The 24,111-nt window shown below is 67.3% G+C and carries 16 protein-coding genes; 13 read left to right on the top strand and 3 right to left on the bottom strand.

Going from position 1 to position 24,111, the window contains the following annotated elements:
- Window positions 1-3: 3 nt before the first annotated feature.
- Window positions 4-783: a 3-oxoacyl-ACP reductase gene (locus JLDANKMP_RS21915; protein WP_212562108.1), complete on the bottom strand. Its 780-nt coding sequence runs from the start codon at window positions 781-783 to the stop codon at window positions 4-6.
- 120 nt (window positions 784-903) lie between these two features.
- Here JLDANKMP_RS21915 and JLDANKMP_RS21910 point away from each other — a divergent pair, with 120 nt between their 5' ends.
- The 5 genes from JLDANKMP_RS21910 to JLDANKMP_RS21890 all read left to right on the top strand — a co-directional run bounded on the left by JLDANKMP_RS21910 (window position 904) and on the right by JLDANKMP_RS21890 (window position 7,798).
- On the top strand, window positions 904-1,575 hold the full coding sequence (locus tag JLDANKMP_RS21910) for a 4-hydroxy-tetrahydrodipicolinate reductase (RefSeq protein ID WP_249337046.1): 672 nt from the start codon (window positions 904-906) through the stop codon (window positions 1,573-1,575).
- 309 nt (window positions 1,576-1,884) lie between these two features.
- A complete protein-coding gene (gene carA / locus JLDANKMP_RS21905) occupies window positions 1,885-3,012 on the top strand; it encodes a glutamine-hydrolyzing carbamoyl-phosphate synthase small subunit (protein WP_005413213.1) in 1,128 nt (375 codons plus the stop codon).
- A 148-nt stretch (window positions 3,013-3,160) separates the two neighbouring features.
- Window positions 3,161-6,403 carry a carbamoyl-phosphate synthase large subunit gene (carB, locus tag JLDANKMP_RS21900; protein ID WP_212562093.1) on the top strand — a complete coding sequence of 1,081 codons (3,243 nt, stop codon included), beginning with the start codon at window positions 3,161-3,163 and terminating at the stop codon, window positions 6,401-6,403.
- Between the two features lie 8 nt (window positions 6,404-6,411).
- Window positions 6,412-6,876: a transcription elongation factor GreA gene (gene greA, locus JLDANKMP_RS21895; RefSeq protein WP_026347191.1), complete on the top strand. Its 465-nt coding sequence runs from the start codon at window positions 6,412-6,414 to the stop codon at window positions 6,874-6,876.
- A gap of 4 nt (window positions 6,877-6,880) precedes the next feature.
- Window positions 6,881-7,798, top strand: a complete 918-nt coding sequence (locus JLDANKMP_RS21890) for a phosphoglycerate mutase (RefSeq protein ID WP_212562092.1) — start codon at window positions 6,881-6,883, stop codon at window positions 7,796-7,798.
- A 309-nt stretch (window positions 7,799-8,107) separates the two neighbouring features.
- On the opposite strand, the gene JLDANKMP_RS21885 is transcribed toward JLDANKMP_RS21890, so the two are convergent.
- Window positions 8,108-9,148 (bottom strand): DUF1176 domain-containing protein, encoded by a 1,041-nt coding sequence (locus JLDANKMP_RS21885; protein WP_212562091.1) that lies wholly within the window; start codon window positions 9,146-9,148, stop codon window positions 8,108-8,110.
- 147 nt (window positions 9,149-9,295) lie between these two features.
- Here JLDANKMP_RS21885 and recJ point away from each other — a divergent pair, with 147 nt between their 5' ends.
- Window positions 9,296-11,053, top strand: a complete 1,758-nt coding sequence (recJ, locus tag JLDANKMP_RS21880; RefSeq protein ID WP_212562107.1) for a single-stranded-DNA-specific exonuclease RecJ — start codon at window positions 9,296-9,298, stop codon at window positions 11,051-11,053.
- 142 nt (window positions 11,054-11,195) lie between these two features.
- Window positions 11,196-14,105, top strand: coding sequence for a VIT domain-containing protein (locus JLDANKMP_RS21875; RefSeq protein WP_212562090.1), 2,910 nt, complete (start codon window positions 11,196-11,198; stop codon window positions 14,103-14,105).
- 102 nt (window positions 14,106-14,207) lie between these two features.
- Here JLDANKMP_RS21875 and JLDANKMP_RS21870 read toward each other — a convergent pair whose 3' ends face one another.
- Window positions 14,208-15,407 carry an acyltransferase family protein gene (locus JLDANKMP_RS21870; protein WP_212562089.1) on the bottom strand — a complete coding sequence of 400 codons (1,200 nt, stop codon included), beginning with the start codon at window positions 15,405-15,407 and terminating at the stop codon, window positions 14,208-14,210.
- A 175-nt stretch (window positions 15,408-15,582) separates the two neighbouring features.
- Here JLDANKMP_RS21870 and JLDANKMP_RS21865 point away from each other — a divergent pair, with 175 nt between their 5' ends.
- The 6 genes from JLDANKMP_RS21865 to lysS all read left to right on the top strand — a co-directional run bounded on the left by JLDANKMP_RS21865 (window position 15,583) and on the right by lysS (window position 24,070).
- A complete protein-coding gene (locus tag JLDANKMP_RS21865) occupies window positions 15,583-16,443 on the top strand; it encodes a LytTR family DNA-binding domain-containing protein (protein WP_212562088.1) in 861 nt (286 codons plus the stop codon).
- 70 nt (window positions 16,444-16,513) lie between these two features.
- Window positions 16,514-17,639, top strand: a protein-coding gene (gene prfB, locus JLDANKMP_RS21860) for a peptide chain release factor 2 (protein WP_014037064.1) whose coding sequence is annotated in 2 segments (ribosomal slippage) — window positions 16,514-16,588 and window positions 16,590-17,639 — 1,125 coding nt in all. Because the reading frame shifts where the segments join, the coding sequence is not laid out codon by codon here.
- A 156-nt stretch (window positions 17,640-17,795) separates the two neighbouring features.
- A complete protein-coding gene (locus tag JLDANKMP_RS21855) occupies window positions 17,796-18,578 on the top strand; it encodes a helix-turn-helix transcriptional regulator (protein ID WP_008267447.1) in 783 nt (260 codons plus the stop codon).
- Between the two features lie 707 nt (window positions 18,579-19,285).
- Window positions 19,286-20,671, top strand: a complete 1,386-nt coding sequence (locus JLDANKMP_RS21850) for an NAD-dependent succinate-semialdehyde dehydrogenase (RefSeq protein ID WP_005413223.1) — start codon at window positions 19,286-19,288, stop codon at window positions 20,669-20,671.
- Between the two features lie 63 nt (window positions 20,672-20,734).
- The gene (locus JLDANKMP_RS21845; protein ID WP_005409493.1) at window positions 20,735-22,375 is read left to right on the top strand and encodes an acetolactate synthase large subunit; all 1,641 of its coding nucleotides are present in this window, start codon (window positions 20,735-20,737) and stop codon (window positions 22,373-22,375) included.
- A 183-nt stretch (window positions 22,376-22,558) separates the two neighbouring features.
- Entirely contained in the window at window positions 22,559-24,070 is a 1,512-nt protein-coding gene (lysS, locus tag JLDANKMP_RS21840; RefSeq protein WP_212562087.1) for a lysine--tRNA ligase, read from the top strand.
- The last annotated feature ends 41 nt before the right edge of the window (window positions 24,071-24,111 follow it).

Below are 24,111 nucleotides of genomic sequence, written 5' to 3'. Positions count from 1 at the left end.
GACTCAGTCCCGCACCAGCCCGCCATCGACCACCAGGTTCTGACCGGTCACCGCGCGCGACCAGGGGCTGGCGAAGAACAGCGCGGCATCGGCGAACTCGGCCGGCGTGGTGACGCTACGCAGTGGCGTGTTGGCGGCGATGTAGTCGAACACTGCTTCCGGCGTGGCGGCGCTGGCATCGGTGGTGCGCAGCAGGCCCCCGGACAACATGTTCACGGTGATGCCATGCGGGCCGAGGTCGCCGGCCAGGGTGCGGGTCAGCGACAGCAGTGCGGCCTTGGCGGCGGTGTAGTCGTGATAGGGCACCACGGGATTCTGGAACAGGTTGGTGCCGATGTTGATCACCCGACCGAAGCGACGGGCCTGCATGCCGGGCAGGGCGGCCTGCACGGTGTTCAGCGCGCCGCGCACGCTGCCCTCGAACTGCGCCTGGAACGCCGGCCAGCCGATGCCGGCGGCGCCGTCGCGGGCATCACCATTGAACGAGAACGCTGCCAGTGCGTTGTTGACTACGGTGGTGACGCCCTGGCCGAAGTGGGTCAGGGCGTGCTGCAGCATTGCATCGACCTCGGCGCGCTCAGTGACATCGGCCGGCAGCGCGATCGCCTGTCCGCCCAGCTCGGCAGCCAGAGCACGCGCGGCGCCTTCGCTGCGGTGGTAGTTGATGATGACGCGCGCGCCCTGGGTGGCGAAGGCGCGGGCGATGTGCTGGCCAAGTCCGCGCCCGGCACCGGTGACCAGCACCAGCTGTTCGCTGATCTGCATGAGGGAACTGCCATCCATTGCATGAAAGGGCATGCAGCGTAGCAGCGATGGCGCTTGCCGGAGCGGGCGTGCTGCCGCTAGCCTGCAGGCATGAACCAGACTCCCCTGCGATTGCTCATCCACGGTGCCTCCGGGCGCATGGGCCAGGCCCTGCTGCGGCTGGCCGCCGAACATCCCGAAACCCTGCAGATCGCCGCTGCGGTGACGGGTCGTGCGCCGGCCCAGCGCGTGGTCGATGGCGTACCGTTCTTCGCGGCCAGCGAGCTGCCCGGTGCGCCGGCATTCGACGTGGCGATCGACTTCAGCCTGCCGGAGGGTTTCGACCCGATGCTGGCACTGTGCGTGGAACGTGGTGCGGGGCTGGTCTCGGGCACTACCGGCATCTCCAGCACGCAGCGGCAGGCGCTGGAGGCGGCGGCGGCGAGGATCCCGCTGGTCTGGGCCTCGAACTTCAGTCTGGGCGTGGCGGTGCTGGACGAGCTGGTCGAGCGCGCGGCGCAGGCGCTGGCCGGCTGGGACTGTGACATCGTCGAGTCTCACCACACCCGGAAGAAGGACGCGCCGTCGGGCACTGCACTGACCCTGGGTGCGGCTGCGCAGCGGGGCGGGGCGGAGCCGCACTATGCCAGCCTGCGAGCTGGTGACATCGTCGGCGAGCATCTGGTCCAGTTCACCGGGCTGGGCGAGCGTATCGAGCTGGTGCACCGGGCCACCAACCGCGACATCTTCGCCCGCGGCGCCCTGTTCGCCGCCCGCCAGCTGCAGGGCCGGGCCCCGGGCAGCTACCGGGTACGGGACCTGCTGCAGTAGGGCGGTAGTGCCGGTCGCTGGCCGGCAGCTTCCGGGCGCCCGAAGGCGTGGGGATTGCCGGCCAGCGGCCGGCACTACCAGGCGGCGGACCGCGCATACGCCGCCGGATTGAAATGAATGCGCAATCGCCCGTTCATGAAGCGCGATAACCGCTGGCGCGAGCGCCCCGGCAGCGCTACAATTCGCACTCGCCGAATCACGAAAGCCGGACCGGTCCCAGACCGCACGTCCGCGCTTTTTTGCAACCGGATTTCCGTGAAGCGCAGGCGTGACTTCGGCAGCCCCCTCGGTAGCCAAAGTGAGATTCCCGTGACCCAAGCCGCAATCCTCGTCCTCGAAGACGGCACCGTATTCGAGGGCGAATCCGTAGGCGCGCCCGGCCTGTCCGTCGGTGAGGTGGTGTTCAACACCGCCATGACCGGCTACCAGGAAGTGCTGACCGACCCGTCCTACGCCCGGCAGATGGTCACGCTGACCTATCCGCATATCGGCAACACCGGCATGACCGACCAGGACAATGAAGCGTCCAAGGTGTGGTCGGCCGGCCTGATCGTGCGCGATGTTCCGCGTCGCCCCAGCAACTGGCGCAGCCAGGTGTCGCTGCAGGACTGGCTGATCCAGCGTGGCGTGGTTGCCATCGCCGGCATCGACACCCGCAAGCTGACCCGCATCCTGCGCGAGAAGGGCGCGCAGAACGGTGCGCTGATGGCCGGCGACATCGACGTGGAAAAGGCACTGGAAGCCGCCCGCAAGTTCCCGGGGCTGAAGGGCATGGATCTGGCCAAGGTCGTCACTACCGAGAAGACCTACACCTGGACCGAGGGCCAGCTGGACCTGGATGCCAATGCCTTCGTCAGCGTGCCGGCCAAGTACAAGGTCGTGGCCTACGATTTCGGCGTGAAGACCAACATCCTGCGCATGCTGGCCGAGCGCGGCTGCGAAGTGACCGTGGTGCCGGCGCAGACCCCGGCCGCCGAAGTGCTGGCGCTGAAGCCGGATGGCGTGTTCCTGTCCAACGGCCCGGGTGACCCGGAGCCGTGCGACTACGCCATCGAAGCGATCAAGACCTTCATCGACGTGAAGATCCCGACCTTCGGCATCTGCCTGGGCCACCAGCTGCTGGGCCTGGCCTCGGGCGCGCAGACCATGAAGATGGGCCATGGCCACCACGGTGCCAACCACCCGGTGCAGGACCTGGACAGCGGCCGGGTGATGATCACCTCGCAGAACCACGGCTTCGCGATCGATGAAGCGACCCTGCCGCCGACCCTGCGCGTGACCCACCGCTCGCTGTTCGATGGCACCAACCAGGGCGTGGCCCGCACCGACGTGCCGGCGTTCTCGTTCCAGGGCCATCCGGAAGCGTCGCCGGGCCCGACCGATGTCGGCCCGCTGTTCGACCGCTTCGTGGTGCTGATGGAGCAGGCCAAGGCGTGATCAGTACGCCGCCGGCCCCCCGGTGGCGTCGCGATGGACCGTAAACCCCGCATCGCTGCTGCCCCTGGCGCGGCGCTGCGGATCAAGATTCCTGATCGACAGCGTGCGATCACCCCCCTTGTCACGCTGTACTGACTTAGAGAAGAAAATGCCCAAGCGCACTGACCTCAAGACCATCCTCATCATCGGTGCTGGCCCGATCGTCATCGGCCAGGCCTGCGAGTTCGACTACTCCGGCGCCCAGGCCTGCAAGGCCCTGCGTGACGAGGGTTACCGCGTGGTGCTGGTCAACAGCAACCCGGCCACGATCATGACCGACCCGGAGATGGCCGACGCCGTCTACATCGAGCCGATCAACTGGCAGACGGTCGAGAAGATCATCGCCAAGGAAAAGCCCGACGCGCTGCTGCCGACCATGGGTGGCCAGACCGCGCTGAACTGCGCGCTGGACCTGGCCGACAATGGCGTGCTGGAGAAGTACAACGTCGAACTGATCGGCGCCAAGCGCGAAGCGATCCGCATGGCCGAAGACCGCGAGCTGTTCCGCGTGGCCATGGGTGAGATCGGCCTGGAATGCCCGACCGCCGCCGTCGCCCACACCCTGGACGAAGCGCTGGAGATCCAGACCCGCGTCGGCTACCCGACCATCATCCGCCCCAGCTTCACCCTGGGCGGCAGCGGTGGCGGCATCGCCTACAACCGCGAAGAGCTGGTCGAGATCGTCAGCCGTGGCCTGGAACTGTCGCCGACCACCGAAGTGCTGGTGGAAGAGTCGGTGCTGGGCTGGAAGGAGTTCGAGATGGAAGTTGTCCGCGATACCGCGGACAACTGCATCATCGTCTGCTCGATCGAAAACCTCGACCCGATGGGCGTGCATACCGGTGACTCGATCACCGTGGCGCCTGCGCAGACCCTGACCGACAAGGAATACCAGCGCCTGCGCGATGCCTCCATCGCCGTGCTGCGCAAGATCGGCGTCGATACCGGTGGCTCGAACGTGCAGTTCGGCATCAACCCGAAGACCGGCCGCGTGGTCGTCATCGAGATGAACCCGCGCGTGTCGCGTTCCTCGGCGCTGGCGTCCAAGGCCACCGGCTTCCCGATCGCCAAGGTCGCCGCCAAGCTGGCCGTGGGTTACACCCTGGACGAACTGAAGAACGAGATCACCGGTGGCCTGACCCCGGCCTCGTTCGAGCCGTCGATCGACTACGTCGTCACCAAGATCCCGCGTTTCGCCTTCGAGAAGTTCCCGGCCGCCGACGCTCGCCTGACCACCCAGATGAAGTCGGTGGGCGAGGTGATGGCGATGGGCCGTACCTTCCAGGAGTCGGTGCAGAAGGCCCTGCGTGGCCTGGAAACCGGCAAGGTCGGCTTCGACCCGACCGGCCTGGACCTGGGCAACGAAGACGACCTGCAGACCCTGCGCCGCGAACTGAAGGCACCGGGTCCGGAGCGCCTGTTCTTCGTCGCCGATGCATTCCGCGCCGGCATGAGCGTGGACGAGATCTACGCGCTGTCGTTCATCGACCACTGGTTCCTGGACCAGATCGAGGAAATCATTGCTGCCGAAGCTGACGTCGCCGCCGGTGGCATCGACGCACTGGACGCCGCACGCCTGCGCAAGCTGAAGCGCGCTGGCTTCTCCGACGCACGCCTGGCGCAGCTGACCGGCACCAACGAAGCCGCCATCCGCGCGCTGCGTCGTGCGCACAAGGTGCGCCCGGTCTACAAGCGCGTGGACTCCTGTGCCGGTGAATTCTCCACCGGTACCGCCTACCTCTACTCGACCTACGAGGACGAGTGCGAGGCCGCGCCGAGCAACCGCGACAAGATCATGATCCTGGGCGGTGGCCCGAACCGCATCGGCCAGGGCATCGAGTTCGACTACTGCTGCGTGCACGCGGCACTGGCGCTGCGCGAGGATGGCTATGAAACCATCATGGTCAACTGCAACCCGGAAACCGTGTCGACCGACTATGACACCTCCGACCGCCTGTACTTCGAACCGCTGACCCTGGAAGACGTGCTGGAGATCGTCGAACTGGAACAGCCGAAGGGCGTGATCGTGCAGTACGGCGGCCAGACCCCGCTGAAGCTGGCGCGCGCGCTGGAAGCCAATGGCGTGCCGGTGATCGGCACCAGCCCGGACTCGATCGACCTGGCCGAAGACCGCGAGCGCTTCCAGCAGCTGGTCGACACGCTGGGCCTGAAGCAGCCGCCGAACCGCATCGCCCGCAACGACCAGGAAGCCCTGCTGCTGGCCCGCGAGATCGGCTACCCGCTGGTGGTGCGCCCGAGCTACGTGCTGGGCGGCCGTGCGATGGAAATCGTCTACGGCGAAGCCGACCTGGCCCGCTACGTGCGCGACGCGGTGAAGGTGTCCAACGATTCGCCGGTGCTGCTGGACCGCTTCCTCGACAACGCCGTGGAGTGCGACGTCGACATCATTGCCGATGCCCAGGGCAACGTCCTGATCGGTGGCGTGATGGAGCACATCGAAGAAGCCGGCGTGCACTCGGGCGATTCCTCGTGCTCGCTGCCGCCGTACTCGCTGTCGGCTGAAACCCAGGCCGAGCTGCGCCGCCAGGTGGTGGAGCTGGCCAAGGCCCTGAACGTGGTCGGCCTGATGAACACCCAGTTCGCGATCCAGACCAGCGACGAGGGTGCCGACACCATCTACCTGCTGGAAGTGAACCCGCGTGCCTCGCGCACCGTGCCGTTCGTGTCTAAGGCCACCGGCATGCCGCTGGCCAAGATCGCCGCCCGCTGCATGGCCGGCAAGACGCTGGCCGAGCAGGGCGCGACCAAGGAAATCGTGCCGGACTACTACTCGGTGAAGGAAGCGATCTTCCCGTTCGCCAAGTTCCAGGGCGTCGACCCGATCCTCGGGCCGGAGATGCGCTCCACCGGTGAGGTGATGGGCGTGGGCCGCACCTTCAACGCCGCCTTCGCGCGGGCGCAGGAAGCCGGCGGCATCAAGGCCCCGCCGGTTGGCAAGGCCTTCGTCTCGGTGCGTGATCCGGACAAGAAGCGCGTGCTGCCGGTGGCCAAGGCGCTGCTGGCGCGTGGCTACAGCCTGGTCGCCACCCGTGGCACCGCCGCCTGGCTGCAGCAGCACGGCATGGACTGCGAGATCATCAACAAGGTGGTCGAAGGCCGTCCGCACATCGTCGACTCGATCAAGAACGGCGAGATCGTCTACATCGTCAACACGACCGAAGGTCGTTCGGCGATCAACGACTCGTTCTCGATCCGTCGCGAGGCGCTGCAGCATCGCGTCACCTACTCGACCACCATTGCCGGCGCCAAGGCGCTGGTGGATTCACTGGAATTCCGCGGCACCGGCCCCGTCTGGTCGCTGCAGGAGCTGCACAAGGAGTTGAATGCATGAGAGCCCCCATCACCATGAAGGGCGCGCAGAAGCTGCGCGACGAACTGGATCACCTGAAGTCGGTCAAGCGCCCGAAGGTCATCGCCGCCATCGCCGAAGCGCGTGAGCATGGCGACCTGAAGGAGAATGCCGAGTACCACGCCGCGCGCGAGGAACAGGGCTTCATCGAAGGCCGCATCAAGCAGCTGGAAGGCGAGCTGTCGCACGCCGAGATCATCGACGTGAGCAAGCTCAACGCCGGCTCCAAGGTGGTGTTCGGCGCCAGCGTGACGCTGGCCGACGTGGAAACCGACGAAGAGAAGAAGTACCAGATCGTCGGTGACCTGGAAGCGGACATCAAGCTGGGCCTGATCGCGATTTCCTCGCCGGTGGCGCGCGCGATGATCGGCAAGCTGGAAGGTGATTCGATCGTGATCGACGCCCCGGCTGGCCAACGCGAGTACGAGATCGTCAGCGTCAGCTACGTGGACTGACACGGTGGCAACGGCGACCCTGCTGTTGCCGGCCCGCAGCCGCTTTGCCGCGGCTGCGTTGCCGGACGATGTGGCACGTGCGCTCGGCCGTGCCACGACCGTGCAGGTCGCGCCGGGCGAACGCGCGCAGCTGACGCGCCATTTTGCGGTTGCCGCGCCGCACTGGCCGGTGGCCGCGTTGACCCGCCAGCGCGACGTCGGCGATGCGGCCGGCGCCAGCTGGCTGCGTGCCGATCCAGCCTGCATGGTGCCGGACATGCACGGGGCGCGGATGATGGCCTACGGCGAAACGCTGCGGCCGACCCTGGCCGACAGCCTGGCGTTGCTGCCGGTGCTGCAGCCGTTGTTCGCCGATGCCGGATTCGTGCTCGACGCACCCGATCCCTCGCGTTGGTACCTGCGGCTTCCGATCGACCTGGCCCTGCCGGATTTCGACAGTCCGGACGAGGTCCTCGGCGATGACCTGTTCTCGCACCTGCCGGAAGGCGAGGGCGGCCGTCGCTGGCGGGCGCTGATGACCGAGGCGCAGGTGCTGCTGCACAACCATTCCTGGAACCAGCAGCGCGCCGCGCAGAGGCAACAGCCGATCAATTCGCTGTGGTTCTGGGGCGGTGGCGTGATGCCGGTTTCGGTCAGCACGCCGCACGCACAGGTGCGCAGCCGCGATGCCCTGCTGCAGGGCCTGGCCCTGGCGGCTGGCGTAGCCGTCGATGGCGAGCAGGCGGTGGATGCACTGGTCGACCTGCGCCAGCTGCGTTCCCTGCAGCAGCTCGGCAACGATGCGATCCGTCCGCTGCTGGCCGCGCTGAAGCGCGGCGAGCTGCAGCGGCTGGTGCTGGATTTCGAGGACGGCCTGCAGTTCCAGCTGGATCGCGGACAGCGCTGGCAGTTCTGGAAGAAGCCGCGCCAGCTTCACGACTGATCGGGGCTCGGCCGATCGGGGTCGGATCCGTTTTCCATCGGAAAACGGCTCTGACCCCATTTTGTCTATCGATATCTGAAAGATGTGTCGACCAAGGTCGACACCTACCAGCAGCGGCGTGAACCTGTCGAAGGTGGGGCGGTGTCGGATTGCGGGGTGTCAGCCGCATGGATGCGGCTGCCAAGCCTACAGGGACGTACTTGCGGCGTCCCCGCAATCCGACACCGCCCCGCCAACCCACGGACTCCCCGCTGTTGCTGTTGCTTCGGATGTTGCTTCGGCAGGTGCAGGGCGCAGCCCTGCAAACAATCACCTCACCGTGCTGACCACGGTCGGCAGCTGCCAATGCCCTCCCGCCACGCCGCGGCACTGCCCGGTGGTGAACTCGCCGCTCTTCACGAATCGCGCGCCATCCCAGGCCCAGTCGTGGCCGGAGAAGCAGTCACCGATGCCGCGTCCACGGAAGCGCCCGCGCAGCGTCGCGTCATCGCGATCAAAGTCCTCCGCGTTGGAGGTCACGAACTTCGCCTGGTACGGCGCCTTGTCCTGCACTACCCAGTAGCCGCTGCTGAAGTTGTAGGCACCCACGAAGCAACTGGTGCTTGCCAGTACATGCTGGGCGTCCAGTCGCTGGATCTCGATCTCATCTGTCCCGCCATCGCTCAGGCGGCCGCACTCATCCGGCTTCGGCAGGCTGGCGATCAGCGCCTTGCGCAGGCCCGGTGCCTTGGCCAGCGCCGCGTCCGAGGCGCGCGGTGCCATCAGCGTGCCGCGCACGATCACTGGTACCGGCAACGCCGCAGGCACGCTCGCTTCGGGCTTGTCGCCACGCCGCACCAGCGCACCGGGCGTGCCCAGCCGGCCCTGGGCCTCGTCCATCTTCAGCAGTACGGCCGCTGCGCCGCTGTCGGAGATCGGCCACGCCTTGCCCTTGCCGTCGATGATCTCGATGCGTGCCTGGCGCGGCAGTGCGGCGACCAGTGCATCGGTCTGTGCCTGCTGCAACAACACGTTGTCCCCGTCGCCGGTGTCGTGCACCGGGCCCAGGTCCTTGCCGTTCAGGCGCAGGCGCAGCGCCCCGGTCGGCGTCGGGCTTTCGCCATCCTCGCCATTGCGCAGCCGCGCGAGCACCTTCGTAGCCGGGCCGCCCGCGCGTTCCAGCATCAGGCTGAGCAGATTGCCGGGTTCTTCCGGGCTGTAGCCGGCGGCGCGGCAGGTGCGGGTGTTGTCACAGGCCAGCGACCAGTCGTTGTGCTGGAACTGCACGCCGGCCTTCGGTTCGGGTGTGGCGGCGTGGGCGGCCGGGGCCAGGGCGAGGCCCAGCAGCGCGGGAAGCAGCGTGCGATGCATGCGTTGAAGTCCATTTCAGGGCCGACAAGCATGGAAGATATGCTGGCAGATTCCAAATGCTCGCGATCAGGGGGGGGAGCCTCCTGCGGGCAGAGAGATCCGACCCCGCGCTATCATGGGGATGTCTTCCGCAACCCGGCGATGCCGATGTCCCTTGCCGCCGATGCTGTGCAGCCATTCCCTGATACGCCGACGATCCGCCGCCGCGATGCGGTTGCGCCCGGCAGCTGGCCGGAGGGCACGCTGCCGCTGCTGGCGCGTCTCTATGCCAACCGGGGCGCGGGTACACCGGAGTTGGCGCAGCCGAAACTGGGCAATCTGCACGCCCCCGAGCTGCTGACCGGCATCGATGATGCGGTGGGCCTGCTGATCGAGGCCATCGCCAATGACAAGCGCATCCTGGTGGTCGGCGATTTCGATTGCGATGGCGCCACCGCCTGTGCGGTCGGCGTGCGTGGCCTGCGCATGCTCGGCGCGCAGCATGTCTTCCACGCGGTGCCGAACCGAATGGTGCACGGCTACGGCCTGTCACCTTCTCTGGTGGAGGAGCTGGCCGAGCTGCAGCCGGACCTGCTGGTCACGGTCGACCACGGCATCGCCTGCCATGCGGGCGTGATCGCGGCCAAGGCGCGGGGCTGGCAGGTGCTGGTCACCGACCATCACCTACCCGGGCCGCAGTTGCCGCCGGCCGATGTCATCGTCGATCCCAATCTCGACGGTGATGCGTTCCCCAGCAAGTCGCTGGCCGGTGTCGGTGTGATCTTCTACGTGCTGATGGCGCTGCGCCGGCACATGCGCGAGGCCGGCGTCTTCGCCGATGGCAAGGGGCCGGACCTGACCACGCTGCTGGACCTGGTGGCGGTCGGCACTGTCGCCGACCTGGTGGCGCTGGATCCGAACAACCGGGCGCTGGTCAGTGCGGGCCTGCGCCGTCTGCGCGCAGGGCAGGGCTGTGTCGGCCTGCGTGCACTGATCGAAGCCAGCGGCCGTGACGCGGCGCGGCTGACCGCCACCGACATCGGCTTCGCACTCGGCCCGCGCCTGAATGCCGCGGGCCGGCTGGAAGACATGGCGCTGGGCATCGCGCTGTTGCTGACCGAAGACCCGCGCCAGGCGCGGGAGATCGCGCAGACGCTGGAGCAGATCAACTCGGAACGCCGCGCGGTGCAGCAGGCGATGACCGATGACGCCGAGCAGGCGTTGACCCGCGTGGTGCTGGACATGGCCGGTCAGCGACCGGTCGCGGCCTGCCTGTTCGATGCCGACTGGCATCCAGGCGTGGTCGGCCTGGTCGCATCGAAAATGAAGGATCGCCTGCATCGCCCGGTGATCGCCTTCGCCCCGGCCGAACCCGGCGCCGACACCCTGCGAGGCTCGGCGCGCTCCATTCCCGGCCTGCACATCCGTGACGCGCTGGCGTTGGTCGATGCACGCCATCCGGGCCTGATCGAGCGCTTCGGTGGGCATGCCATGGCGGCCGGCCTCAGCCTGCGGCTTGATCACGTTGATTCCTTCAAGGCCGCCTTCGTTGCCGTGGTGCTGGAAATGCTCGACCCGGCCGCATTGCAGCAGCAGGTGCTCAGTGACGGCGAACTGGCGGCGGACGAGCTGGACCATCGCCACGCCGATGCGCTGCGCCTGGCCGGGCCGTGGGGCCAGGGTTTCCCCGAGCCACTGTTCGACGGCCACTTCGAAGTGGCCAACTGGCGCGTGCTGAAGGAGCGTCACCTGAAGCTGGAACTGCGCCTGCCCGGCGTACCCGGCACCATCAACGCCATCCATTTCGGCGGCTGGCACGGCAACGCGCCCGGTCGCCATGTGCATCTCGCCTATCGCCTCGCCTGCGACGACTATCGCGGCGGCAGCGCCATCCAGCTGATCGTGGAGCACTGCCTGCCCGCATAGAAAAAGGGGACGGAGGGGATTAAGTCGCTTGTGCCTCGTTTGCCAATTGCGACTTAATCCCCTCCGTCCCCTTTTTGGGGGCGCCAACCCCGTTACGGTTGCTGGTGCGTTCAAAGGTTCACGATCCCACTGGAGTCCGGTCATGGTCTTCGCCCGTTGCTGCACCGTATTGCTGCTGGCCGTTGCGGCCTGGCCCGCTGGCGCGCAGTCGCCGCCGATCTCCCGGCCGCAGGCCAGCATGCCTCTGCTGATTGCCCCGGCCGCCGAGCAGGCGGTGCAGCTGCGACACGCCCGCATCGAAGGCGAAGTCCAGGCCGGCATCGCCCAGACCCGGATCACACTGGAATTCCACAACCCGAACCGGCGCGTGCTGGAGGGCGAGCTGCAGTTCCCGCTGGCCGACGGTCAGCAGATCAGCGGCTTCGCGCTGGACATCAACGGCGAGATGCGTGACGCGGTGCCGGTGCCCAAGGACCGCGGCCGCCAGGTGTTCGAGGAGATCGCCCGCCGCGGCGTCGACCCGGGCCTGCTGGAACAGACCGCTGGCAACCAGTTCCGGTTGCGCATCTACCCGCTGCCGGCCGGCGGTAGCCGGCGCGTGGAGCTGGTGATTCGCGAGCCGTTGGCCTTCGCCGGCCAAGGCTGGCAGTGGACGCTGCCGCTGCAGTTCGCCGCCGGTGCAGCCTCGGTTGAACTGAAACTGCAGGCCCCCGGCGCGACTACTGCGGGTACGGCACCCTTCCGCATCAGCGCGGGCCAGCTGCAGTGGCAGGGCAAGGGTGCGCAGCTGCCGAAGCAACTCCAGTGGAACCTGCCGGCAGCCCGCCACGCACAGTTGCAGGTGGCGCCCTGGCAGGATGGGCACTACCTGTTGGCACAGCTGCCGGTGGCGGCCAGCAGTACACCCCGCACGTTGCCCAGCGAGATCGGCCTGCTGTGGGACGGCTCCGGTTCGGCGGGGCAGCGCGATCGCACGCGTGAGTTCGCCCTGCTGGATCGCTATTTCGCCGCGCTGGGTGACGGCACCGTGGCCTTGACCGTACTGCGCGATCGCGCCGAGCCGGTGCGTCGATTCCGTATCCGCGCCGGCAACTGGAACGAGCTGCGCGCAGCGTTGCAGGCGGTGCGCCCTGACGGTGCCAGCGCGCTGGCGCAGTGGCAGCCGCAGCCGGGCGTGAAGGAGTACCTGCTGGTCAGCGATGGCCTGCTGACCTATGGGCCGGAACAGCTGCCGGCGATGGCGCCGGATCAACGCCTGTTTGCGGTAAGCAGCGCCGGTGCGCGCACCGATGCCGTGCGACTGCGTGGTTGGAGCGAAGCGCGTGGCGGCCGCTTCGTTGCGCTGGGCGAGGATGTCGATGCGGCGGCGCGCGAGCTGCTGTCGTCGTCGCTGGATGTGCAGGTCGATGCGGGGCGCGGCGTGCAGGACGTGGTGATCGATCGTCGCAGTGAAGCCCAGGGCTGGCTGTGGCTGCACGCACGACTGGCGGCCGATGGAGTGCCGATGCGGGTGCGCGTGGGTGGCGGCGAATGGCAGGCGCTGCCGGCCACGCAGAAGAGTGAAGACGGCGAGCTGCTGGCCGGCTTGTGGGCGCAGGCGCGCCTGCAGCAGCTGGCTGCCGACCGCCGTGGCAACCGCGAGGCGATGCAGCGGCTGTCGCAGCAGTTTGGCCTGGTCGGCCCGGACACCTCGCTGATCGTGCTGGAGACGTTGGAGGACTACCTGCGCTATGCGATTCGCCCTTCGGGCACGCTGCGCGCCGGGTACGACGCCAGGTTTGCAGTGCAGGTAAGAGATCGCGCCGCTGCTGATCGCCAGCGCCTGGATGAGGTGGCGGCACGCTGGAAGGAGCGCCAGCAGTGGTGGAGCCGCAGCTGGCCGAAGGGTGTGCCACCGCAGGCGAAGGGCGGGGCACTGGAAGTGGCCTCGGCGGACTACGCGATGGAATCGGCGCCGGTGGCAATGCTCGCCGCGCCGGCCCCTGCGGCACCGCCCGCCCCGGCACCGATGGCCGCCGCCGAGCAGCGCATGGAAGCCAGCAGCGCGCGTGCACGTCGCTCGGCGCCTGCATCGAACAAGGCCCTGGATTCAATTACGGTCACTGGTGGCCGTGTCGCTGCGCCCGCTGCCGCCAACGAGGGCGAGCTCGGCATCCAGCTGGCGGCCTGGCAGTCGGATTCGGCCATCGCCCGGCGCCTGCGCCAGGGCCCGGCGTCGCAACTGTATGACCGCTACCTGGCCGAGCGCGATGCGCATGCCGACAGCAGCGCGTTCTTCCTCGACGTGGCCGACCTGCTGCTGGAGCAGGGTCAGCGCGACCTGGCACTGCGTGTGCTGTCGAACCTGGCCGAGATGGATCTGGACAACCGCCACCTGCTGCGCGTGCTCGGTTACCGGCTGATGCAGGCTGATGCCCCCGCACTGGCGGTGCCGGTGTTCGAGCAGGTCCTGGCGATGGGCCAGGAAGAACCGCAGAGCTTCCGCGACCTGGGCCTGGCACTGGCCGCGGCCGGCAAGCCGCAGCAGGCGCTGGCGCCGCTGTACCAGGTGGTGGTGCGGCCGTGGGACAGCCGCTTCGATGGCATCGCCCTGATCGCACTGGATGAACTGACCAACCTGGTGGCCCGCAGCACGCCCCGGCTGGATACCACCAGTATCGACCCGCGCCTGCTGCAGGCGATGCCGCTGGACCTGCGCGTGGTGCTGTCGTGGGATGCCGACAACAGCGACATGGATCTGTGGGTGACCGACCCGAACGGCGAGCGCGCGTACTACGGCAACCGCCTGACGTACCAGGGTGGGCAGATGTCGCAGGACTTCACCGGCGGCTATGGCCCCGAGCAGTTCTCTCTGCGCAACGCCAAGCCAGGCAAGTACAAGGTGGAAGCGAACTACTTCGGAAGCCGCCAGCAGCTGGTGACCGGCGCGACGACCCTGATGCTGCACCTGACCACCCATTGGGGCACGGCCAAGCAGAAGGACCAGATGGTGACGATGCGCCTGAAGGACCGCGCCGAGACCGTGCTGGTGGGCGAGTTCGAGGTGCGTTGACCGCTCGGACGTCCGCGTAGCGTCGAGCTTGCTCGACTGCTTTGATGTAGAGCCGGGGCCATGCCCGGCTCACGGCACAGGCAGCCGAGCCTCGGCGCGGCGCTACAACGCCACGGTGCGCGCCTTTGACGCCGCTGGCGGATCGGCACGCAGGCCGAACAGGGGCCGCAGCCAACGCACGCGACGGATCAGCAACTCATGGATCAGCAGGCAGCCGCCGACAGTACCGGCCAGCAGCAGCGCCGGTTCCAGCCATGGGCCCAGCTGCAGCGGCCTGAGCCAGAACAGCAGGGCGATGATCAGGCTCTGGTGCAGCATGTACCACGGATAGATCGCCTCGGTGCAGTACGGCAGCCAGCGGAACGGGCGATCGAGGAAGACCTTTCCCCAGCCGAGGATGGCCAGCAGCGCGGTCCAGACGTAAAGCGACTGGCTGGCCCGGCCCTGCAGGTCCCAGAACGGTTCGGGCCATCGCCGCAGCGGGGAGTCGGCGGGCAGCACCTGGCCGAGGATGCGCAACCCCAGATACCAGCCAACGGCAGCAAGCGCCAGCCACAGCGTGGTGCGGCGCAGGGCGACCACGCGTTGCCAGAACACCGGCTCACGACCCAGCAGGTAGCCGGCCAGGAATACCGTTGCGTACTTCGCGTGCTGGTACCAGTCGCTGAGCAGGGCATTGGTGGACGGGTAGATCGGCTCCAGCCAGATCACCCAGGCCAGCAGCAGGGCGGACGGAAGGCCGATCAGCAGCATCGGCGATGCTGCGCAGAACGCCACCGCGCGGCGCACCACCGCCGTTCCCAGCAACGGCATCAACAGGGCCAGGGCCAGCGTGTAGTTCCAGAGATACGCCAGGTACCACAGATGGTTCCAGGTGATGCCGTACTGCCAACCGGCGAAGCTCCCTTCCGGCCACGGCCGCACCTGCCAATAGCGCAGCAGGAAGTGGCCGAAGCCGGGTGCCACGTGGCCGTTGGCCACGCCTTCGCAGTAGGGCTGGATCGGCACGATCACGAACATGCCGAACAGCAGCGGCAGCAGCAGCCGCCAGGTGCGCAGGCCGGCGAAGCGCAGCAACCTGCCTTCCGGCCGCATCAGCGCGATGGCGATACCCGAGATCAGGAACAGCAGCGACATCCGCCAGCGGTTGACGAACAGCATCGGCCACTGCAGCCATTCGGCGGTATGCACGCTCTTGAGGTGAAAGCCCCAGTCGTCCACGTAGGCCATGGCGGTGTGGTAGAGGATCAGCAGGGCGAAGGCGAACACGCGCAGGGCGTCGATGTCGTAGCGTCGGGTCATGGTGGTGGTGTGCCGGAGAGTCGAGCCAAGGTGACGCCGTCCGGTCCGTGCGGCGACCGGCAAGGGGCCGCTGGAACCGACGCAGTGACCAATGGCGGGGGTGGTGGGACCAATGGAGCCGCTACCCTTTGTCCCTTGAGGCAGGCTGGAGCACCGCAACGACATGGATGCAGCAATGACCCAGGGCCGACCATCGCGCTGGCGTACTTCAACCCGCCTGCTGGTATGGGCGGCGATCCTGTCGGCCTCGGCAGTGACCAATGCGCTGGTGGAAGTGATGGACGCCAGTCGCCGCGGCGCCGATCTCGGGCTGTGGGAGCCGATGATCTGGGAGTTCAGCAGCCTCGCCCTGATCCTGTTGACCCTGCCGTTGCTGTGGTGGGGCTGCGAGCGCTGGCCGCTGCATGCTGATACCTGGAGGCGGCGGTTGCCGCTGTATCTGCTGGCCAGCGTCGGCTGGTCGCTGCTGCACGTGGTGGGGATGATGCTGCTGCGGCATCTGGCCTACGCGTCGCTGGGCTACCGCTACCAGGACGATGCCGGCTGGCTGGAGCGTTTTGCCTACGAATACCTGAAGGATGTGCGCACGTTCGCGATGTTCGTGGCCCTCGAGCACTTTGCCAGCTGGTTCGGCAGGCGCAGGCAGGGCGAAGCGAGCCTGCTGGCCGAGCCCGACGTCGGCCCGCCGGTGGAGCCGGTCGAGCGCCCCCGGCATTTCCTCGTCCGCAAGCTGGGCAAGGAGTTCCTGGTTGCCACGGCCGACGTGGAGTACGCGCAGTCGGCGGGGAACTACGTGAACCTGCGGGTACGCGGCCACGACTACCCGCTGCGCATCACCATGGCGGTGCTGGAGCAGCGGCTGGACCCGGGCGAGTTCCTGCGCCCGCATCGCAGCTGGCTGATCAATCGCGGCCAGTTGCGCTCGATCGAGCCGCTGGACGGAGGCGAGGCCCTGCTGCACATGGCCGACGGGGCGAAAGTGCCGTGCAGCCGGCGCCAGCTGCCGCTGCTGCGGCAGGCGCTGGGGGCAGGGTGAGGCCCTCATTCCGGGCACCCGCCGCCTGCGGTATCATTACCAGTCATCTTTTGAATGCATAACCGCCGACATGATCGAACTGAATCCTGTCCGCCAGCGCATCACCGATCTGACCGATCGCGTGCTGTCGCTTCGGGGGTATCTTTGACTACGACGCCAAGAAAGAGCGTCTTGAAGAAGTAACGCGCGAGCTGGAAAGCCCCGACGTCTGGAACAACGCCGAGTACGCCCAGAACCTGGGCCGCGAACGTTCCAGCCTGGAAAAGACCGTGGGCGGCATCGCCTCGGTGCTCGATGGCCTGAACGATGCCACCGAGCTGCTGGAGCTGGCCGAGTCCGAGCAGGACGAGGACACCGCCCTGGCCGTGGTCGCCGACCTGGACAAGCACCAGGCCCACGTGGAGAAGCTGGAGTTCCAGCGCATGTTCTCCGGCGAGATGGACAATGCGGCGGCGTTCGTCGACATCCAGGCCGGTGCCGGCGGCACCGAAGCCCAGGACTGGGCCGAGATCCTGCTGCGCATGTACCTGCGCTGGTGCGAGTCGCGCGGCTGGAAGACCGAACTGATGGAAGTGTCCGGTGGCGACGTTGCCGGCATCAAGTCGGCCACGCTGCGCGTGGAAGGCGACTATGCCTATGGCTGGCTGAAGACCGAGACCGGCGTGCACCGCCTGGTGCGCAAGTCGCCGTTCGACTCGGACAACCGCCGCCACACCAGCTTCACCTCGGTGTTCGTGTCGCCGGAAATCGACGACAACATCGACATCACCATCAACCCGGCCGACCTGCGTACCGACGTGTACCGTTCGTCCGGTGCCGGTGGCCAGCACGTGAACAAGACCGAGTCGGCGGTGCGCATCACCCACATCCCGACCAACATCGTCGTGGCCTGCCAGACCGGCCGCAGCCAGCACCAGAACCGCGACAACGCGATGAAGATGCTGGCCGCCAAGCTGTATGAACTGGAGATCCAGAAGCGCAACGCCGAGAAGGACGCCGTGGAAGCCACCAAGTCCGACATCGGCTGGGGCAGCCAGATCCGCAACTACGTGCTCGACCAGAGCCGCATCAAGGACCTGCGCACCGGCATCGAACGGTCGGACACGCAGAAGGTGCTGGACGGCGACCTGGACGAGTTCGTCGAGGCCAGCCTGAAGGCCGGCCTGGCCGTGGGCTCCAAGCGCGTCGATGCCTGATCGGCGCGCCTGCGCGGATATCGTCACCCTCGTGCGCAACGCCGAGGGTGGCTGATCACGCTTCCGATGTGGGGCCGAGCCCATGCTCGGCTGCTGTTGGCGCAGTAGCAGATGCGTCGAGCATGGCTCGACGCTACAACGGGTACGGCGGTAGCGATGATGCGCAGCGAAAGTGAACGCAAGGAACTTGGCGGCTTCCTCAAGGCCTGCCGCGCCCGTGTCGACCCCGCCACGCTCGGCCTGCCGGCCGGGCGGCGGCGCACCCCGGGCCTGAAGCGCGAGGAAGTGGCGCTGGCGATCGGGGTCAGCGTGAGCTGGTACACCTGGATCGAGCAGGGCCGCGAAGTGCGTGCCTCGCCCGAGGTGCTCGAGCGCCTGGCACAGGTGCTGCGCATGAGCGACGACGAACGCGCCTATGCCTTCGCGCTGTCCGGCTACGGCGTGCCGCTGGAATCACCGGACGAGAGCGTGACCGACGGCCTGCGCCAGCTGGTGGAGGCGATGCAGCCGATCCCGGCGTACGTGCGCAACACCCGCTTCGACATCCTGGCCTGGAACCCGGCCATCGCCGAGCTGTTCGTGGACTACAGCCAGCTGGCACCGCATGAGCGCAACACGCTGCGGCTGATGTTCCTGTACCCGCCGTACCGCACGCTGATCCTCAACTGGGAAGAAATGACCCGCGGCCTGCTGGCAGGCTTCCGCGCGGCGATGGCGCAGGCGCCGGACAAGGCCCCGTTCCTGGCGCTGGTGGAGGACATCGCCGCGCACAGCGAGGAGTTCCGCCAGTGGTGGCCGGAGCACGATGTGCGCCGGTTCGATGAAGGTGCGAAGAAGTTGAACCACCCCACGCGCGGGTTGCTGGACCTGCAGTACGTGGCGCTGGTGCCGGAGAGCCGGCATGACCTTTCCTTGGTGACCTACCTGCCGCGGAAGTAGGGGGTGTTCGGCAGGGCTTGCAGCCCTGCACCTGCTCAATGCAACGGCCAAAGCCAGAGCCAGAGCCAGAGCTAGGTTCCGTGGTTTGGCGGGGCGGTGTCGGCGTGCGGGGACGCCGCAAGTACGTCCGTGTAGGCTTGGCAGCCGCATCCATGCGGCTGACACCCCGCACGCCGACACCGCCCCACCTTCGACAGGTTCACGCGGCTGTTGGCAACTGCGGCTTTGTTCCGCGCGGCTGTTGGTAGGTGTCGACCTTGGTCGACACGATTTTTCTTCAGATATCGAATGAGTCATCCACGCATGGCGTGGATCTACTGTGTCGACCAAGGTCGACACCCACCAACAGCAACGCACAGCGCCGTCCCGACAGATCGCGGGAAATTGTCGAAGGCGGGATGGGTCCGGTTGCGGGAGTGTCCGCGGCATGGATGCCGCGGCCAAGCCCCCAAGGACGGGTTTACGGCGTCTCCCGCAACCGGACCCACCCCGCCAACCCACGGAATGCCAGCTTCTGCCGTTGCCGTTGCCGTTGCCTTGGCTTGAAGCCTCTGCGGGTGCAGGGCGCAGCCCTGCCGATAACCCCATTCAGGCAGGTAAGTGCAGGTCACAGGATAAGCAGACGCCTTGTTGCCTCCGCCAATCGGGTCCACATTCCTGTGCAGGAGACGGGCCACCGCCCGTTGTCGAGACAACAGGAGCCCTGCATGTCCGCTGCCCCCACCACCGCCATTTCCCGCGATCCGGCCACCGGCCAGCAGATCGCCAGCCATCCCTTCGCCACCGACGCCGAGCTGGAAACAATCCTGGATCGCGGCCAGGTCGGCTTTGCAGCCTGGAGCGTCAAGAGCCTCGAACAGCGCGCAGACGTGCTGCGTGCGATGGCCGCGGTACTACGCCGTGACCGTGAAAAGCTGGCCGCGCTGGCTACCGCCGAAATGGGCAAGGTCCAGGCCGAAGCGCTGGCCGAAATCGAGAAGTGTGCTGTGCTGTGCGACTGGTACGCCGACAACGGTGCGCAGTTCCTGCGCGACGAACCGACCCAGGTGCCCGACGACAAGGCCTACGTGTCATACCTGCCGCTGGGCGTGGTGCTGGGCATCATGCCGTGGAACTTCCCGTACTGGCAGGTGATGCGTGCGGCGGTGCCGATCCTGATGGGCGGCAACGGCTTCCTGCTGAAGCCGGCCGAGAACATCGTCGGTACCGCGCAGCTGCTCGACGCCGCCTGGCGCGATGCCGGCTTGCCGGAGGGCACCTTCATCGCGGCCAACATCAGCCGCGAGGGCACCAGCCGCGCGATCGCCGATGACCGCATCGCGGCGGTGACCCTGACCGGCAGTGTGGCCGCCGGCCGCAGCATTGCTGCCCAGGCCGGGCAGGCGCTGAAGAAGGTGGTGCTGGAACTGGGCGGTTCCGATCCGTTCATCGTCCTGGCCGACGCCGATCTTGATGCGGCCGTCGATGCGGCGGTGGCCTCGCGCTTCCAGAACACCGGGCAGGTCTGCATCGCCGGCAAGCGCATCATCGTCGAAGACGCGGTCTACGATCGTTTCGTGGCGCAGTTCTGCCAGAAGGTGCAGGCACTGACCATTGGCGACGGCCGCGACCCGGCGAACCGCATCGGCCCGATGGCGCGCCAGGATCTGCTGGAGCAGCTCGACGCGCAGGTACGTGCTTCGGTCGACGCCGGTGCGCAGCTGCTGGTCGGCGGTCACCAGCTGGATCGTCCGGGTGCGTTCTATGCACCCACCGTGCTGGCCGGGGTTGAGCCGGGCATGCAGGCCTTCGACACCGAAACGTTCGGGCCGGTGGCCTCGATCAGCCGCGCCCGCGACGCCGACCATGCGGTGGAACTGGCCAACCAGAGCGAGTTCGGCCTCAGCGGCAACCTGTGGAGCGGCGACCGCGCCCGTGCAATGCAGCTGGCGCGCCGGCTGCAGACCGGCGGCGTGTTCGTCAACGGCTTCTCCGCGTCCGATCCGCGCGTGCCGATCGGCGGCGTGAAGAAGAGCGGCTTCGGCCGTGAGCTCTCGCACTTCGGCATCCGCGAATTCGTCAACGCGCAGACGGTGTGGTTCGACAAGCGTTGACGCGCAGCTTCCATCCTCCCTGCAACGATCCACCATCAGTCCAGCGAAAAGGACGGCATTCCAATGTCCAAGGGTTCAGATCTGCTTGTCGCCGCACTTGAGAACGAAGGCGTCGAGCGCATTTTCGGCATTCCCGGCGAAGAAAATCTCGACGTGGTCGAGTCGCTGCGCCATTCCAGCATCGAGCTGGTCATCACCCGCCACGAGCAGGCGGCGGTGTTCATGGCGGCTACCTATGGCCGCCTGACCGGCAAGCCGGGCGTGTGCCTGGCCACGCTCGGCCCCGGCGCGCTGAATTTCACCACCGGCGCCGCGTATGCGCTGCTTGGCGCATGGCCGGTCATCATGATCACCGGGCAGAAGGGCATCGTCGCCAGCAAGCAGGCGCGCTTCCAGATCGTCGACATCGTCAGCACGATGAAGCCGCTGACCAAGCTGGCGCGTCAGATCGTCTCGGCGCGCACCATCCCGACCATCGTCCGCGAGGCGTTCCGTGTCGCCCAGGAAGAGCGCCCGGGCCCGGTGCTGCTGGAGCTGCCCGAAGATATCGCGGCCGATGAGGTCGAGGGCGTGGCGCTGATTCCGCCGCACGCGGTGGATCGTCCCATTGCCAGTCCGGAGGCGCTGGATCGGGCGGCGGAGATCATCCGCAACGCCAAGCGCCCCCTGCTGATGATCGCCTCGGCGGCGTCGCGGCCGCAGTCCAGCGAAGCGCTGTCGGCGTTCGTGTTGCGCGCCGGCATTCCGTTCTTCACCACGCAGATGGGCAAGGGCGCGGTGGCCGGTGGTTCGGGCCTGTACATGGGCACCGCGGCGCTGACCGAGCGCGATTACGTGCACATGGCGATCGACCAGGCCGACGTGATCGTGACCATCGGCCACGAGGTCACCGAGAAGCCGCCGTTCGTGATGCGCCCGGGTGGGCCGACCGTGATCCATATCGGCTACTCGCAGGCGGCCGTGGAGCAGGTGTACTTCCCGCAGGTGGAAGTGATCGGTGACATCGGTCGTTCGCTGACCCAGTTGGCCGATCGTATCGAAGGCGCGGTGCCGAACGCTGACGCGCTGCTGCCGCTGCGCGCGACCATTCTGGAACACCTGGCTGACCGAGCCGAGGAGGCTGGATTCACGCCTCAGCGGCTGGTGCACGACGTGCGCCAGGTGATGCCGCCGGACGGCATCGTGGCGCTGGACAACGGCATGTACAAGATCTGGTTCGCGCGCAATTACCGCACCCAGGTGGCCAATACGCTGCTGCTGGACAATGCGCTGGCGACCATGGGCGCGGGCCTGCCGTCGGCGATCATGGCTTCGATCCTGTACCCGCAGCGGCGGGTGCTGGCGGTGTGCGGCGATGGCGGGTTCATGATGAACAGCCAGGAGCTGGAGACCGCGCGTCGGCTGGGCCTGAACCTGGTGGTGCTGATCCTCAACGACGGCGCCTACGGCATGATCCGCTGGAAGCAGGCGGTAGATGGCTTCACCGACTACGGCATGACCTTCAGCAACCCGGATTTCGTGAAGTACGCGGAAGCCTACGGCTGCAAGGGCCACGAGGTGACCGCCATCGAGCAGTTCATCCCGACGCTGGAGGCGGCCTTCAACGAGGGCGGGGTGCACCTGGTGTCGGTGCCGGTTGATTACTCGGAGAACCAGCGGGTGCTGGTGGACGAGCTGCGGCAGGCGTTCCCTGGGAACGGTTGACCGGGGCGTCGTTCCCCGGAATCCGGTAGGTGTCGACCTTGGTCGACACACGGACCGCCAACCAAGGTTGGCGGCCATCTGGGCGGGCCCGGCCCAAGGCCGGGGCAGGGCGGTTTTGGTATGCTGGGCAACCGGCTGTGCCGGGTGCAACATCCCCCCTCACTACACGATTCCCGCAGATCCATGAGCGAAGCTACCGATACCCCCCCCGTTGACGAAAACAAGTTGATCGCCGAGCGCCGCGAGAAACTCAAAACGCTGCGTGGGCAGGGCATCGCGTACCCGAACGACTTCCGTCGCGAGGACTTCGCCGGCCGCCTGCAGGAAGAATTCGCCGATGCCGATACCTGGACCGCCGAGGCGCTGGAAGGCAACGGTCGCCAGGTGAAGATGGCCGGCCGCCTGATGGCCAAGCGCATCATGGGCAAGGCCAGCTTCGCGCAGATCCAGGACGAGTCCGGCCGCATCCAGCTGTTCCTGCAGGGCGCGGTGCTGGGCGATGCCTACACGGCCTTCAAGGGCTGGGACGTGGGCGACATCATCGCCGTCGAAGGCGGCCTGACCCGTACCAAGACCGGCGAACTGTCGGTCAAGGCCGAGTCGATCCGCCTGCTGACCAAGTCGCTGCGCCCGCTGCCGGACAAGTGGCACGGCCTGGCCGACGTCGAGCAGCGCTACCGCCAGCGTTACGTCGACCTGATCGTGACCCCGGAGTCGCGCGCGGTGTTCATCAAGCGCTCGAAGATCATCCGCGCCATGCGCGCGTGGCTGGACAACCGCGACTTCCTGGAAGTCGAGACGCCGATGATGCATTACATCCCCGGCGGCGCGGCGGCCAAGCCGTTCACCACCCATCACAACGCGCTGGACCTGGACCTGTACCTGCGCGTGGCGCCGGAGCTGTACCTCAAGCGCCTGACCGTGGGTGGCCTGGAGCGCGTGTACGAGATCAACCGCAACTTCCGCAATGAAGGCGTCAGCACCCGCCACAATCCGGAATTCACCATGATGGAACTGTACGAGGCCTACGCCACGTACAACGAAATCATGGACCTGACCGAGGGTGTGATCCGTGATGTGGCCAAGGCCGTGAACGGTGGCACCGAAGTGGAATGGGACGGCGCGAAGATCGACCTGGGTCCGGCGTTCCGTCGTTGGCGCATGGATGAGGCAGTGCGCCACCACAACCCGGAAATCTCGGCCGCTGATTGCACTGACCGCGATGCGCTGCTGCGCCATTGCGAGCGCTTGAACATCCGCGTCAAGCCGTCCTACGGCTGGGGCAAGCTGTTGCTGGAAATCTTCGAGGCCACGGTCGAGCACACCCTGATCCAGCCGACCTTCATCACCGACCATCCGGTCGAGGTCTCGCCGCTGGCCCGTGCCAATGACAACGACCCGGGCTACACGGATCGCTTCGAGCTGTTCGTCAACGGCAAGGAGCTGGCCAACGGCTTCTCCGAACTGAACGACCCGGAAGACCAGGCCCAGCGTTTCCAGGCCCAGGTGGCCGCGAAGGAAGGCGGCGACGACGAGGCGATGCACTACGACGCCGACTACATCCGTGCGCTGGAGTACGGCATGGCCCCGACCGGCGGCCTCGGCATCGGCGTTGATCGCCTGGTGATGCTGCTGACCGGCAGCAGCTCGATCCGTGACGTGCTGCTGTTCCCGTACATGCGTCCGGAGCAGTAAGTCGTCTTTTTGACTCCCGTTTGTGCGCGCCGTCGCGAAAT

The sequence above is a fragment of the Stenotrophomonas sp. PE591 genome (assembly GCF_018320795.1).
Classification (GTDB): Bacteria; Pseudomonadota; Gammaproteobacteria; order Xanthomonadales; family Xanthomonadaceae; genus Stenotrophomonas; species Stenotrophomonas maltophilia.
Note: the sequence above shows the minus strand (reverse complement) of the source record. Positions and strands in the feature narration are given on the sequence as shown.